The following is a 13,907-nucleotide window of genomic DNA, read 5'->3' as shown; positions in this document are numbered from 1 at the left end:
AAATGATTTATAGTTTATAATAAGCTCTGAGGATCCCTTTCGTCTGACCCAAAATTTATATTCCGCCGAGGCAAAGGGAAAACGATGAAGATTAACCTTGAGGATCTAAAATTTGGCACGGAGCTGATAAAGAGGGGTTTCGCCAAAATGCAGAAAGGTGGAGTCATAATGGATGTAACCAACGCTGAACAGGCGATCATTGCTGAAGAGGCAGGAGCAGTAGCAGTTATGGCCCTGCACAAAGTCCCTGCAGATATAAGATCTGCCGGTGGGGTTGCCAGAATGGCCGATCCCAAAAAAATACAGGAGATTATCGATGCTGTAACAATACCCGTTATGGCCAAATGCAGAATAGGTCATGTTGCCGAGGCCAGGGCTCTTGAGGCGCTCGGAGTTGATATGATAGACGAAAGCGAGGTACTCACACCTGCTGATGTTTTCTTCCACATTGACAAAAGAAAATTTGTCGTGCCTTTTGTCTGTGGAGCCAGAAGCCTCGGTGAAGCAGTAAGGAGAATCTGGGAAGGGGCTGCAATGATCAGAACGAAGGGCGAGGCCGGTACTGGAAACGTTGTTGAAGCCGTTAAGCACATGAGATTGATAAACAGGGCTATTGATGAATTGCAGAGAATTCCTGAAGAGAGGATATACGATATTGCAGTTAAATACGCCTCGAGATATGCTGAACTCTCAACAAGAGTTAAGGACGAAATGGGTCTCGGCAATGTTGGAGGCAGGGACGTGGTTTTTGAAGAATACACTCTTGACGAAATTACTGAGGGGATTTATGAAGTACTTATCGACGTCAGGGATCTGGGCAGGCTCCCGGTTGTGAACTTTGCTGCCGGTGGTGTTGCAACACCCGCTGATGCAGCGTTGATGATGCAGCTTGGTGCGGATGGCGTCTTTGTAGGTTCGGGAATTTTCAAATCTTCCAATCCACCAGAATACGCCAGGGCAATTGTTGAAGCCGTTCAGCATTATGACGAGCCAGAGGTGCTGGTAGAAGTCTCGAAAGGATTGGGCGAGGCAATGAGAGGACTTGATGTTTTCAAGCTAAGTGAGGAGGAAAGACTGCAGACTAGAGGTCTATGAGGGTTGCTGTTGTCGGTGTTCAGGGGGACGTTGAGGAGCACGTTCTGATTACCAGAAAAGCCCTGAAAAATCTCGGGATTGAGGGTGAAGTGGTCGCCACGAGAAAAAAGGGTGTTGTGGGGAAGAGCGATGCGGTAATAATCCCCGGTGGAGAGAGCACAACGATCAGCAAGCTTATTTTTTCCGATGGCATAGCTGATGAAATCCTGAAACTGGCCGAGAGCGGTAAGCCGGTGATGGGTACATGTGCTGGCCTAATTCTGCTCTCAAAATACGGTGATGAACAGGTTGAAAAGACAGGAACCAAGCTTCTGGAATTGATGGACGTGGGTGTTAAGAGAAACGCATTCGGAAGACAGAGAGAGAGCTTTCAAGTAACCCTCAGTTTGAAGTACATAGGCGACTTTGAAGCGGTGTTCATCAGGGCTCCTGCCATTACGGAGGTGGGCAAGGACGTTGAAGTTCTTGGAACCTTCCAGAACTACATCGTCGCAGCAAAACAGGAAAATGTACTTGGCCTTGCTTTTCATCCCGAGCTGACAAATGACACCAGAATCCACGAGTATTTCCTGAAACTCAATGAACACTAAGGTTCACGCCCTTCTGGCCCTTACAATGTTCATATGGGCAGGATCCTTTGTTTTCATTAAAATAGGTCTGAGAGAACTGGATCCATACAATCTGGCCTTTTATCGATTTCTCATCGCCTCACCTGTAATTTTTCTATGGGTATGGCTGCGCAGAGGTCTCGCTTCGGTAAACAGGAGAGACCTTGTATTCATCTCAATTCTCGCCCTATCCGGTGTTTCTCTGCTGTATGCCTTTCAGTTCCTGGCATTAAAGTACACCACGGCTACAAATGCCTCCATCCTCATCAACACCTCAGCAATATTCGTTGCCGTGTGGGGATTTGTTAATGAGGGTGCGAATGCCCGCAGAATTCTTGGTGTGACGATATCTTTTGCAGGCGTCGTTCTGCTGGTTTCAAGAGGGACGGCAGACTTTTTCACCTCAAAAACCTTTTTCGGAGATGCACTGATGATTGTCGATGGTCTTCTATGGGCGGTGTACACAGTTCTCGGGGCCAGGATGCTTGTGAGATACAATCACGAAATCCTGACAGCCTATACTTTTGCACTGGGTACCGTATACCTCATTCCCTTTGCACTGTGGAATGGTTTTGCCAACCCCTTTAACTTGCATGCTGAAACGGTGGTTTCAATCCTCTATCTGTCCATCCTCTGCTCCGTTTTCGCCTACGTTGTCTGGTATTACGCCCTCTCAAATTCCGACTCAACGAGCGTTGCAGTTTATGTGTATCTTGTCCCGCTTTTTACGGCAGTTTTTGCCTTTTTTGCCCTTAACGAAACTCCTGATATTTTCACAGCTATAGGCGGTACGATAACGATCGTCGGTGTTTACATAACCGTTTCTGCCAGTTCCTGAGGAAAGGCAATCTGCTGTCTTCTCAGGATCTTCAGTTAAAGCTGTACGTTTTACGGGCCGGCATCAATAGTTTTATAAATCCTCAGCTTTAGGAGTTGTCACATGGAGTTCAGAGTTGTAATTTCGGATCCTAAAACCGGTAAAGCTTATCAGAAGGTCATCGAAGGAGCTAACGCCAACAGACTCCTGGGGAAGCAAATAGGTGATGTGATAAGCGGGACAATTGTCGAACTTCCTCCGGACTACGAACTTAAGATTACGGGTGGTACGGATAAAGACGGATTTCCAATGAGGCCAGATCTGCCCGGAACAGCCAGGAGGAGGCTGCTTTTAAAAGGAGGCGTCGGATACAGGCCCAAAGAAAAAGGCATGAGGAAAAGGAAAGGAGTGAGAGGCAAGGTAATCTCGAAGGACATACTCCAGGTGAATACCGTAGTGGTTAAGCACGGCAAGGTTCCGCTGGAAGAGATCTTCAAGCAGAAAGAAGAGTGAAATGGGAGTTCTGGAGGACAAAAAAAGAGCAAGGATTTTTTATAAATATTTCTCTAAGATCTACGATCTTGTTAACCCCATTTTCTATTCCGATGAGATGAGGAGAAAAGTTGTGGACATGGCCGAGATTTCCAGAGAAGATTTCGTTCTCGAAGTGGGCTGCGGAACGGGATTTACAACCGCAGAAATTGTAGACAGGGTGGGTCAGGAGAATGTTGTTGCGGTCGACCTTACACCGGAACAGATGATGAAGGCTGTTGCAAGGTTCAGTGACGCCAACTTCATTCTGGGGGATGCTGAAAATCTACCCTTTAAAGATGATACCTTTGATGCCGCAATTTCTGCCGGAAGCATAGAGTACTGGCCCAACCCGCAGAAAGGCATAGAGGAAATGGCCAGAGTGACGAAGAGTGGTGGCAGGATCGTGATCCTTGCTCCAAGAAAGCCGGACAACCTGCTGGTTAGAAAATTTGCAGAGAGTATAATGCTCTTTCCCTCGACCCAGCAGTGCGTTTCCTGGTTTATGAGTGCGGGTCTGGATGATGTGCGGTATGTTGAGATGGGGCCTTACAGGTTCTGGAGCAAACTGGTTGTGATAGTAAGCGGCATGGTACCGTGAAGGTTTTTTAACAGGCCTGTGAGTTGAAATCCATGGACCGGGTTCTGTACATTGGACCGGTTGTCCTGGATGAACCGGAAGAGTTCTCACTACCGGAATTTGCCAGACAGGTTGTGGCGCTTGAAGCAGAGAGACTGTACTACTCAAACGGCCGAATTTATTTTGTGGAATACGAAACCGTCCACGGTATAATTGACGAAAAACTTGTTGTCGTTGAGCTGATAAGTTACACGTCCTTTACCACCGTTGATGAGTACAGGAGCTGGATCGTGTATTACGGAAACGATGACAATGCCGAGTATGTGGATAAAATCAGAGATCTCAGGGGAGACATGACGATAATTCCGGTTTTGAGAACAAGAGACCGCTTCATAAGAAAAATTGAGGAAATGATTGAAAGGGGGCAGTTCAGAAGTTTTGTTGAATGAAATCTGCAACAGCCCTGGCCAGAATATCGAACTTTCCGAAATAAAAGTGATCTGTGTCGATTTTCAGAATTTGTTTTGGTGGTGACGCCTCCTCATACAGCCTCACCCCCTCGTTCAGACTCACAAACTGATCTTTGGTGGCAATAACGAACAGTTTGGGACTTCTGGCATCGGAGAAAGTTATTGAATTGATTGACGGAATGGGTGAAATGTACACTGCGGAGTCGCAGTAGTCAGCAACGTTTGAGGCAACAACACTGCCGAATGAGTATCCCACCACTCCTATCAAGTTGTGTCTATCTTTCAGATATGAAATACACTTTTTGGCATCCTCTATTTCCCCGATACCGCTTCTGAAGGGCTGTCCATAATCAAACCTCAGCACAGAAATGCCCCTCCTGATGAGTTCAGAAGCGATTCGATCGAGGCGTATGTCGAACCTGTCACCGCCCATCAACGGATGAGGAGGACATAGAATTGCCGCATTGTCTCCTCTCGGGTTGTAGGTTGCACGGATCGAACCGATTACTATCTCAGCCATTTTTTCTCCCCCTTATACTGTCAATTGCCTCCCCGGCAGAATCACCAACCCTGCCGCCTTCTCCCACCAGCTCTTCAAGATATTTAATATCATCCTCATTACCAATTATTCCGAGCATCATCGCTGCATCTTCTCGCATCCTTTCATCTTCATGGGTAAGCAGTTTGGTAATTTCTTCCTTTGCAGCCTTGGTTATCTCCGGATTTTCCTCATGGAGAGACTCTATTGCAGCCATTGCTCCCAGCCTCACCATGAACTCCCTGTGTCCAACAAGCTCGCCAAGCTCTCTGCCAATGTTCCTGCTCATGGCAAGTCTTTTTACATCCTCGATATCACCGTTCATGAGCTTCTCAACAATGTAGTCTCTGTAATCACCATCGATGGCCGCTTTAATCCATTTCTCCACTTCATTTTTACCCATAGCCCCCACAAACCTCATGCTGTTTATTATGGCGGTCGGAACACTCATTACCTCATATTTTTCGGCCAGCCCGGAGAAGAGGGATGCGTCAATGATGTGATGCTCTATTCCGTACTTGGCTGTGAGACCATTTACAGCATCGACGGTTGCCCTGCAGTTCGGACAGAATTTGGAAACAAAGGTAATGACATGCACCTCCACATCAGGTTTTGTCTCGTTCTCGGACACGAATCTGATTGCGAATAAAAAAGATTGTAACTCTGAATGTTCGGGAATGGCATGAAAGTATATGTTCGACCTGTTGAGCTTTATTGCAGGAAGTCCAAGACACGGCTCAGGTTCCTTGACGAACTCACAGGAGATGTTGAGCTTTCTCACAAACTCAAGCATTTCCTTACTTTGAAATACTTTAACACTCTTTTCCGGCATCATTCACACCACGATGGCGGGTTATAAGGGTTTTTGCAAGACCAAAAGACTTATGCCTCAGTTTGTGAGAGTAAGAATGGATGGGTATAAGCAGTCCTGCACTATGGACGGAGTTCTTTGAAAGGTACTACAGAGAGGAAATCAACAGGCTTGCCTACAAATTAAAATCGGGAGGCGATGGAAGGTCCCTGTATATCAATTTCGTAAAAGATCTCGCCATATTCCAGGAAGGCAAGCTTGGCGAGGAATTAATCGAAAGACCTGACGAGGTTCTGCTTCATGCTGAAAAGGGTTTGGTTAATGTTACGAACATCTACGGTGTCTCTCTGGAAGGGTGCAAACCCAGATTTTATGCCCTCCCAACTGCAAGAAAAATCCTGATTAGAGATCTCAGGGCGGAGCACATTGGGAAGTTTCTCGCAATTGAGGGCATAGTGAGAAAGGTTACAGAAGTCAGACCAAGAATTGTTCAGGCTGCGTTCGCCTGTCTTAACTGCGGAAGCATAAACATAGTTCCTCAGGAAGACTCCCAGCTCAGACAGCCCTTTGAGTGCAGCAAATGCAGCACCAAGAAGCTGATCTTCCTTCCCGACCAGAGTGTTTCTGTGGACAGTCAGAGACTGAAGGTTCAGGAATACCCCGAAAATCTGAGAGGGGGTGAGCAACCGCAGACAATCGACGTAATTCTTGAGGGCGATCTGGCCGGGACGGTAAATCCGGGTGACAGAGTCGTGATTAATGGGATAGTCAGAGCCAAGCCCCGTGGAGTTGGCCAGAGAAAGATGACCCACATGGATCTTTACATAGAGGGTAACTCCGTCGAGATCCTCCACCAGGAGTACGAGGAATTCGAGATTACAGATAAAGACAGGGAGATGATAATGCAACTGGCAATGAGTGAAGACATCTACGAAAGGATAATAAGATCGATTGCTCCATCAATCTACGGCCACGAAGATGTCAAGCTTGCAATTGCCCTTCAGCTTTTTGGTGGGGTTCCGAAAAAGCTTCCCGATGGTACTGAAATCAGGGGTGATATCCACATTCTTCTTGTTGGTGACCCGGGTGTGGCCAAATCGCAGCTTCTGAGATACGTCCACAGAATCGCCCCGAGAAGTGTATACACCACCGGAAAGGGGACGACGACGGCGGGTTTAACTGCAACGGCTGTCAGGGATGAGGTTGATGGAAGATGGACACTTGAGGCAGGGGCCCTTGTTCTGGCAGATAAGGGCGTGGCCCTTGTTGATGAGATCGACAAGATGAGGAAGGAAGATACATCCGCCCTTCACGAAGCTCTTGAGCAGCAGACGATAAGCATAGCAAAGGCCGGGATAAACGCAATTCTAAAAGCCAGATGCGCTCTGCTCGGTGCAGCAAATCCAAAGTACGGAAGATTTGAAAAATACACACCTGTTGCAGAGCAGATTGACATGTCACCAACTTTACTTTCAAGATTTGACCTCATTTTCGTACTGACCGACGAACCAGATGAGGAGAGGGACAGAAGGCTCGTTGATCATATCCTGCACTCCCACCAGCTTGGAGAGATGCTGGAAAGAGTAAAGAACGTCTCCGCTGAGTATGATGAAGACTACATAAAGGCCAGGGCTGTGAGGATTGTCCCCGAAATAGACCCTGAACTGCTGAGAAAGTATATTGCGTATGCCAGAAAAACAGTATATCCCGTTCTAACAGATGAGGCAAAGAAGAAAATAGAGGAGTTTTATCTCTCTCTGCGAGCCAGTGCAAAGGACAATTCACCTGTTCCAATCACAGCGAGGCAGCTTGAAAGCATAGTAAGACTTGCCGAAGCTTCTGCGAGGATAAGACTCAGTGACAGAGTAGAAGAAGAGGATGTTGAGAGGGTTCTGGAAGTGATGAAGAGAAGTCTGATGCAAATAGCTGTTGATCCCGAAACAGGCAAGATTGACATTGATTTTGCCATCAGCGGAACATCGAAAACGCAGAGAGACAGAATCATGGTGATAAAGAAGATAATTGAGAATCTTGAAGAGAGTCATGAAAACGGAGTCCCGGAAGAGGAGATACTCAGAGAAGCGGAAATGGAGGGTATTGAAAGGAGTAAAGCGAAGGAGATACTTTCAAAGTTGAAACAGCATGGAGAAGTGTATACCCCCAGATACGGACATTACAAACTGGTAAGTAGAGTTTAATGAGTTAGGGTTATATAATAAAAGGTCTTTAAGATGGAACGATGAAACTGATGAAAACAGGAATACTCCCCTTCGATACACAGCTTGGTGGTGGAATACCATCCGGAAGTGTTGTGTTAATACTCGAGGAGCCGGGAGCCGGTGCTGATGTGTTCTCCTATCACTTTGCAGTTGAAGGGGCACTTCACGGGGAAAATGTGTTCTATCTGGCAACAGACGATGCGTACGAGGAGATAAAGGAATATGTAAACCTCTACTTTGATCTCGACGAGGCGGTGTGGGAGAACATTACACTTTTCAGTCTCACTTCTGCATACAACAGGGAAAGTGAGAAGGATGCAAAGGACTACCTCAAAAAGACGATGTACGACCCGATCGGCGGGTTAAAAACAATCCTCAGCCATGAGGAATTTGAAAGAGTCATAATAAACAACCTGACCTACTTCCTTGCAAACTATCCGATCGAGGATGTGATATCGCTGATAGAGGTTCTGTCCAAGTACGCAAAGAGAAACGAATCTGTTTTTCTTCTGCTCATGACGAAAGGTATGTTCGACTCAAGAATAGAGACCACGATCAAGCACTATGCGGATGGTGTAATCGAGCTAACCCTCAGGGAGGTAGAAAACGAGGTGCAGAGAAGGCTAAAGGTTATAAAATTCAAGGGAATACTGGTTCCAAAGGCAATTTTGAGATACGAACTGACGGACAAGGGGATAAAGATGGAGTCTGTGATGAGAGTGCTCTGACCATGAGGGTAACATTCGGCGAACTCATCGTTGACGATCTTTCCAGCTTTAATGTTGACTTCGCAGCATTTGTGAACAGCAGATATGTGGTTTCGCTTGAAGTACTTGAATTTGCAGCAAAAAAGGCTATTGGAAACTGGGAAAGAGGAAAAAGAATATCCAGATCGCTGCCGATTGAAATCCTGCTCTACTATGCATCAACGAGACAGATCAAAGATGCTCTGAAGATAGGCATTCATGAGGGGAAAAACAGGGTTGGAGCGGTGATTCTCGATGACAGAAGAGTTGCAGAGTTGAGATTCAGAGAGCTGAAGTTCAATCCAGAGTACGATTTCAAGGCAGTAAAGGAATTTTACGGAATAACTGATGAGGAGATGGAGATAGCTGGGGTGGAAAAATTACCGCTCCTTGTTAGAGAAAGAATCGCCCTGTTCTCGGCTTTTGAGGAAGTGGTTAAATGATCGGGACTGCATACGCCGCCGGAACAGTACTGAACGCTCTGGCAACCGGAAAGGGGTCTGCATTTGGAATTGAGATCAAAACAACCGTAAAACTCAAACCTGAGGAGGACAAAGAAATTTCAATTACCCTTAATGGCAGGAAGATAAAGAGTTTTGTGGCCGAGAGAATTCTGAGAGCCGAAAATATTGGTGGAGAGGTTGTGGTTAAATCTGAAATCCCCGGTGGGAGTGGTCTCGGAAGCAGCAGCGCATTCGTCAACGCCCTTTTGATTGCATTATACAAGTTCAGGGATTTTGAAATCAATGCCCACGAAATACTGAAAACCAATGCCAGAGTATCGCTTGAAACTGGTATAAGCTATACCGGAGCTTTTGATGATGCCGCAGCGTCTCTACTCGGAGGTTTCGTTGTTTCAGACAACATCGGGATGAAGTTATACCGTTGGGACAGGCCAAAGTTTCATGCTGCAGTTCTGATCCCGGAATTCACAAGAGGAAAAGTAAACTGGAGAGAAATCAGGAAAAACTCGGCTGAGGTTCAACCAGCGTTTGAGTATGCTCTGGATGGAAACTACTGCAGAGCAATGAGGAAGAACACTGAGTATTACTGCAGAATGATTGGATATCCCCTTGAAATTGCGGAAGCCGGATGGAAAGTGAATGTTTGCTGTGGCCTCTCCGGAAACGGTCCTGCTTACGTTGCGTTCGGCAGTAAAAGCGAGATGAAGTCGATAGCAGAGGTATGGAGGCCTTACGGGAAAGTTATTGTCAGAAAAGTACCGGATTCACCGTCGGAAGACGTACAGGTGCCAGAGTCCCTGTTTAAAGATCCCTGATCATTCTAATCCATTTTCCCCATTCTCCCGCCTCCCTGAACCCGTGGCTGGAATAAAATCTTCGCGCTCTGTAGTTCGTTCTTCCGGCCCAAAGTTCGGCTATTCTTCTACCTCTGCTCTTCGAGTATTCAATGGCTCTGCCGAGCAGAACGGATCCTATACCCCTGCACCTCCATTCCGGAAGTATGAACAGCTCGTGGATTTCTCCAACCTTCTGCCTCTCAAAAACACTGATCCAATTGGTGTCACAAGCCACAAACCCCACCACCTCACCATCCACCTCAGCAACCATGAACCCATCCCTGTCTCTGGAGAACAACCATTTAAAGTAGTTCCTTATCTCCCTCCTTCTGGTATATGCGTACTCCTCAAGACCCTCGTAGGCTTTTGTGTAAACCTCGACGAAGCTGCTGATGTCATCTCTTTCAACCGTCCTGACGATCACAAAACATATTTTTAAACTGGGCTTTTAAGAACTACGATATGCTGCTCAAGAAGCTCGTCGAAATCGAGTCGCCCACGGGCCATGAAGGAGAACTGAGAAATTTTGTGATGAACTACCTTGAAGAGGTCGGTTATGAAGTTGCTGAAGGCGATTACTTCATTTCCACAAAAACCAAATCTGACCTGATTGTGGCAACTCACCTGGATACAGTTGCCGTAAAGGCCCCGTTCAGTCAGGATGGTGTATACGCATACGGTACCGGAGTTTGCGATGCAAAGGCCAGTATCGCTGCTATTCTTGAAGCTGCGGAGAAAGGAGTCGATTTTACAGTCGCATTTTTCTGCGATGAAGAAGAGGGGGGTAGGGGTTCAAATGAATTTGTCGAAACGTGGAAGCATGGCAGAATGGCAATTGTCATGGAACCAACCGATCTCAAAATAGCTTCAAAACATTACGGCAGCTTCGATTTAAGAGTTAACGTCAGGGGTAAACCATGTCATGCCTCGTATCCGGATCTGGGTTTGAATGCAATTGAGAGAGCTTTTGAGGTAATAAACGAGCTGAAAAAACGTTTTAAGGCCACACCTCTTAAAATAGAGGGAGGAAGTGAGGATTATATCATCCCACACTACTGCAGGATCAAGTTCGACGTTCTGGTAGAACCGGAAATGAGGATTGAAGATGCACTGAAAGGAATTGAATTTCTCGGAAGGTATGGGGAATACGAGGTTACCTATGCTTATGATGGATATATAAGTGGCAACGTTGTCTCACTTCTCGAAGAGGCCATGAAGGCTGCCGGAATTAACCCTGAACACACGGAAATGCCTTCCTGGACTGATGCTTTAAACCTGAAGGACAGATACGACGTTGTTGTATGGGGTCCAGGGGAACTGCAGCGCTGCCACACCGCAATAGAGAGGGTAAGGCTTGAAGACGTTGCGAGGTCCAGGGATGTGCTGTTAAAACTTAACGAAATATTTAAATAAGTTAATCGGTGATTACAAATATGAGCATAGGTCAGGTACTTAGTCCGATTCTACCCTTTTCGCTGATAGCAATTCTCGCTGCATTGCTGTTCATACTCTTTCTGCTGCTGTTCCGATTTGTGCTCGGAGGGTTGAACAGAAGGGAGATCCGAAGAGCCATGGCGATTACAGTGGTGTGTTTCTACTTTGGAAGCATTGCCAGTGCGATTTCAGGAGTTGTAACGTTGACGGATGAGTTTCTATCGCTGATCGACGGGCTGAACAAGGCGTTCATAGTCGTGGTGTCCTTCTACTTTGGATCTAGGACCGTGGAAAAGTACCTGGAAATGAAATACCCTACAGAATCTGCTGGAGAACATCGCCGTAAAGAAGATGAAGGAAAAGAATGATTACCGGATGCTGTATAATGTAAACTTTCAGTGAATTTTTTCCGAGAGTGGAAATTAGAGGAATTTCCGGAAACTTTCCTTCAGGCTTAATGTGGCTGCCTGCAAACATCCCAAGAAGAAATATCCCAAACCACGGGAGGAAGGGATAATAATCAAGTGTGGAGAAACCGTAGGGCATCAAACCCAGCCAGACCAGAACTCCAGTCTGAAGTCTTAGCTGATTGAAATAAATGCCTGCCAGAAAAAGAGAGAGACCGGCAAAAAGCTGCATTCTGGGATACTTTAGAAAAAGATATCCTGCAACTGTGGCTGTTGCGAAAAAGTGGATGATCCCATAGACGACATAGCTGCCGGGAACGCCCACATACGTCACCAGGGTTATGAAAGCGGCAAGAGCTGCAAGTTTCAGGGCCTTTTTTCCAACCCTCTTAAAATCCGGCCGGATGATTGAAAGTGTGTAGCCAGAGATGAAGATGAACATACCACCGATAAACCTGGGGAAGTAGTACCAGAAAATGCCGTTAAGTTCAATTTTGCCGAAGTAGGATGCGTCGAAAAAAAAGTGAAATACGAGCATCAGTACTACTGCAAGACCTCTGGCAAAATCAATTTCACTGTACCTCATCTGAAGTATCTCAAATCTTCGTCGCTCTTCCACTGCTGCACTGCCATTTCCTGCATTTCCTTGATCTGAGCAATTATTTTCTCCATTTCTTTTGCCCTCTCATCCAGCGCCTCTACCGATACCTTCAGGTCAAGCATTTTCGTCAGCACCTCCAGAACAACTTTGGCACTCTTGGGGTCAACCATATAACCGGATGTAACACCCATAAGACATGCGGCCTCGATACCCTCCAGTTGAGAAACACCGAGTAAAAGTCCTGAGGCACCAATTATACCCCCACCTGGTTCACCCGGCTCGAATTTAACTCCAAAGCTTTTAAGTTCTTCCACAATATCCTCAGAGTTTGCAGCACCAATCACATAGGGTTCTTCAACAAGCTTACCGACACCATAACCGCCAAGAGTGTATATTCTTACAGCCCCAAACTTTTTAGCAATGTCAATATATGCATTGACGAGCTCGAAATGCCCCTCACTGCTTATGCTTTGAAAATCTCCAACAAGTATTAGCAGATCTCTGCCATTACCGTTTGACTTCCATGCATAAACCTCGTTCTTGGGCATTCTTATGGTGCCATCCTCCAGCACCATTACTTGCGGTGGAAAGTGGTGAGAGTAGATCTCAACCACTTTTTCTGCCCTGAGTTCGTTTACTAGGTGGTCTGCGACAAGCTTTCCAACATGACCAATACCGGGCAACCCCTCTATAAACACTGGACTTTCAAGCCCGATCTCATCCGGATCTTTCAAGAACCTTACATCAACTTTTTTTAACATGCATTCACCTCCTGAAAACGAAAAAGCCCTTCTCCCTTCTGAGCCTCCTCCGATATTTCCCGTAGGGATCTTCGATTGAGAACCTCGGTGGGATCGGCATGTAAGTCTGAGCCCCGCACTTAGGACAGGTCTCTTTCAGCGTATAACGCCTGCAGTTTGGACATTTTCTCATTGAAACTTTCATGCAGCCTCCCTTATGAAGTTACCCTCTCCACCGAGTTTTTTAATTTCCTTGAGAACGTTATTCATGGCCTTCTTCAATGCATTTTCAGCCGCTTTATACTCATCAGCCTCAACTATGATTCTGTACTTTGGCGCTCCGATGTATTCGATCTTTATACCTATCCCGGACTTTGCCACCTTCATCGCCTGAAGAAGAGCTTTCTTAATCCTCTCAACTCCATCAGGTGCCATGCTTTTCAGCTCAAAGTATCCCCTTACCTTAACTCTCTTTGGTTTAATGTTTTCTCTTGCAATCTCTGCCATTTCTCTGGCAAACTCCTCTCCAACCACAGGAGTTAAGACCTCGTATCCCTCGTAGGCTGCATCCTCAAATGCCGAGTAAACGGAATCATACTCTTTGAGAAGCTTTTTTCCAATCTTTTCAAGTTCGCCAAAATCACGGTTAAGCCTTTCGCCGATTATTTCCAGCCACTTAAAAGCCTTCATCTCGTTTTTCCATTGCTGCAACTTCTCCCTTTTTTGTCTCTCATTCACGTCCTTAATTGAAAGGTCTATATGCCCCCTCTTTGGATTGATGTCGAGAACCTTGCAGATTACTTTCTGCCCCTTCTTAACGTGCTCCCTGATATCCTTTATCCATCCCGAAGCAACCTCGCTGATATGGACCATCCCCTCTCTACCCTCATACTCATCGAGAGATACAAAAGCGCCGAAGTCGAGAACTCTCTTAACAGTGCCGATAACGATCTCACCTTTAGAAGGATAACCGCTTCTCCTAATTATCAACCTCTTTTCTTTCATCCTTC

19 protein-coding genes are annotated in these 13,907 nt (G+C 46.2%); 12 read left to right on the top strand and 7 right to left on the bottom strand.

Annotation, left to right across the window (positions count from 1 at the left end; all coding sequences use genetic code 11):
• The first annotated feature begins 84 nt into the window (after positions 1-84).
• From pdxS to JFQ59_RS00585, 6 genes are all read left to right on the top strand, one after another.
• Positions 85-1,095, top strand: a complete 1,011-nt coding sequence (gene pdxS, locus JFQ59_RS00610; RefSeq protein WP_202318452.1) for a pyridoxal 5'-phosphate synthase lyase subunit PdxS — start codon at positions 85-87, stop codon at positions 1,093-1,095.
• Complete coding sequence (gene pdxT, locus JFQ59_RS00605; protein WP_202318451.1) at positions 1,092-1,685, top strand: pyridoxal 5'-phosphate synthase glutaminase subunit PdxT; 594 nt, start codon at positions 1,092-1,094, stop codon at positions 1,683-1,685. Before pdxS ends, pdxT begins: the two co-directional genes overlap by 4 nt.
• A complete protein-coding gene (locus JFQ59_RS00600) occupies positions 1,675-2,541 on the top strand; it encodes a DMT family transporter (RefSeq protein ID WP_202318450.1) in 867 nt (288 codons plus the stop codon). The genes pdxT and JFQ59_RS00600 overlap by 11 nt, the downstream gene beginning before the upstream one ends.
• 102 nt (positions 2,542-2,643) lie before the next feature.
• Complete coding sequence (locus JFQ59_RS00595; protein WP_202318449.1) at positions 2,644-3,033, top strand: 30S ribosomal protein S6e; 390 nt, start codon at positions 2,644-2,646, stop codon at positions 3,031-3,033.
• Between the two features lies 1 nt (position 3,034).
• Positions 3,035-3,652, top strand: coding sequence for a methyltransferase domain-containing protein (locus JFQ59_RS00590; RefSeq protein ID WP_202318448.1), 618 nt, complete (start codon positions 3,035-3,037; stop codon positions 3,650-3,652).
• Between the two features lie 32 nt (positions 3,653-3,684).
• The gene (locus JFQ59_RS00585; RefSeq protein ID WP_202318447.1) at positions 3,685-4,080 is read left to right on the top strand and encodes a hypothetical protein; all 396 of its coding nucleotides are present in this window, start codon (positions 3,685-3,687) and stop codon (positions 4,078-4,080) included.
• Here the strand turns inward: JFQ59_RS00585 and JFQ59_RS00580 are convergent.
• On the bottom strand, positions 4,061-4,621 hold the full coding sequence (locus JFQ59_RS00580; protein ID WP_202318446.1) for an alpha/beta hydrolase: 561 nt from the start codon (positions 4,619-4,621) through the stop codon (positions 4,061-4,063). The genes JFQ59_RS00585 and JFQ59_RS00580 overlap by 20 nt on opposite strands.
• Positions 4,614-5,471, bottom strand: coding sequence for a thioredoxin family protein (locus JFQ59_RS00575; protein WP_202318445.1), 858 nt, complete (start codon positions 5,469-5,471; stop codon positions 4,614-4,616). The genes JFQ59_RS00580 and JFQ59_RS00575 overlap by 8 nt, the downstream gene beginning before the upstream one ends.
• A gap of 80 nt (positions 5,472-5,551) precedes the next feature.
• Between JFQ59_RS00575 and JFQ59_RS00570 the strand changes: the two genes are divergently transcribed.
• From JFQ59_RS00570 to JFQ59_RS00555, 4 genes are read left to right on the top strand one after another with little or no spacing between them, the layout of a single operon-like run.
• Positions 5,552-7,648 carry a minichromosome maintenance protein MCM gene (locus JFQ59_RS00570; RefSeq protein ID WP_230972170.1) on the top strand — a complete coding sequence of 699 codons (2,097 nt, stop codon included), beginning with the start codon at positions 5,552-5,554 and terminating at the stop codon, positions 7,646-7,648.
• 41 nt (positions 7,649-7,689) lie between these two features.
• Positions 7,690-8,397: an RAD55 family ATPase gene (locus tag JFQ59_RS00565; protein WP_202318444.1), complete on the top strand. Its 708-nt coding sequence runs from the start codon at positions 7,690-7,692 to the stop codon at positions 8,395-8,397.
• A 2-nt stretch (positions 8,398-8,399) separates the two neighbouring features.
• Positions 8,400-8,858 carry a KEOPS complex subunit Cgi121 gene (cgi121, locus tag JFQ59_RS00560; protein WP_202318443.1) on the top strand — a complete coding sequence of 153 codons (459 nt, stop codon included), beginning with the start codon at positions 8,400-8,402 and terminating at the stop codon, positions 8,856-8,858.
• A complete protein-coding gene (locus JFQ59_RS00555) occupies positions 8,855-9,694 on the top strand; it encodes a shikimate kinase (RefSeq protein ID WP_202318442.1) in 840 nt (279 codons plus the stop codon). Before cgi121 ends, JFQ59_RS00555 begins: the two co-directional genes overlap by 4 nt.
• Here the strand turns inward: JFQ59_RS00555 and JFQ59_RS00550 are convergent.
• Positions 9,681-10,139 carry a GNAT family N-acetyltransferase gene (locus JFQ59_RS00550; protein ID WP_202318441.1) on the bottom strand — a complete coding sequence of 153 codons (459 nt, stop codon included), beginning with the start codon at positions 10,137-10,139 and terminating at the stop codon, positions 9,681-9,683. The genes JFQ59_RS00555 and JFQ59_RS00550 overlap by 14 nt on opposite strands.
• 38 nt (positions 10,140-10,177) lie before the next feature.
• Here JFQ59_RS00550 and JFQ59_RS00545 point away from each other — a divergent pair, with 38 nt between their 5' ends.
• Complete coding sequence (locus JFQ59_RS00545) at positions 10,178-11,128, top strand: M20/M25/M40 family metallo-hydrolase (RefSeq protein ID WP_202318440.1); 951 nt, start codon at positions 10,178-10,180, stop codon at positions 11,126-11,128.
• A 20-nt stretch (positions 11,129-11,148) separates the two neighbouring features.
• The gene (locus JFQ59_RS00540) at positions 11,149-11,517 is read left to right on the top strand and encodes a hypothetical protein (RefSeq protein ID WP_202318439.1); all 369 of its coding nucleotides are present in this window, start codon (positions 11,149-11,151) and stop codon (positions 11,515-11,517) included.
• Here the strand turns inward: JFQ59_RS00540 and JFQ59_RS00535 are convergent.
• Genes JFQ59_RS00535 through JFQ59_RS00520 form a run of 4 tightly spaced genes read right to left on the bottom strand, consistent with a single transcriptional unit; the run spans position 11,465 to position 13,902 of the window.
• Complete coding sequence (locus JFQ59_RS00535; RefSeq protein ID WP_202318438.1) at positions 11,465-12,142, bottom strand: heparan-alpha-glucosaminide N-acetyltransferase; 678 nt, start codon at positions 12,140-12,142, stop codon at positions 11,465-11,467. The two genes, JFQ59_RS00540 and JFQ59_RS00535, sit on opposite strands and share 53 nt — an antisense overlap.
• The gene (locus JFQ59_RS00530) at positions 12,139-12,918 is read right to left on the bottom strand and encodes a proteasome assembly chaperone family protein (RefSeq protein ID WP_202318437.1); all 780 of its coding nucleotides are present in this window, start codon (positions 12,916-12,918) and stop codon (positions 12,139-12,141) included. The genes JFQ59_RS00535 and JFQ59_RS00530 overlap by 4 nt, the downstream gene beginning before the upstream one ends.
• 4 nt (positions 12,919-12,922) lie before the next feature.
• A complete protein-coding gene (locus JFQ59_RS00525) occupies positions 12,923-13,102 on the bottom strand; it encodes an RNA-protein complex protein Nop10 (RefSeq protein ID WP_202318436.1) in 180 nt (59 codons plus the stop codon).
• Entirely contained in the window at positions 13,099-13,902 is an 804-nt protein-coding gene (locus JFQ59_RS00520; protein ID WP_202318435.1) for a translation initiation factor IF-2 subunit alpha, read from the bottom strand. The genes JFQ59_RS00525 and JFQ59_RS00520 overlap by 4 nt, the downstream gene beginning before the upstream one ends.
• Positions 13,903-13,907 lie beyond the last annotated feature (5 nt).

It is taken from the genome of Archaeoglobus neptunius, from assembly GCF_016757965.1.
Classification (GTDB): domain Archaea; phylum Halobacteriota; class Archaeoglobi; order Archaeoglobales; family Archaeoglobaceae; genus Archaeoglobus; species Archaeoglobus neptunius.
The sequence above is the reverse complement of the archived record's forward strand: the minus strand, read 5'-3'. Positions and strand labels throughout refer to the sequence as shown.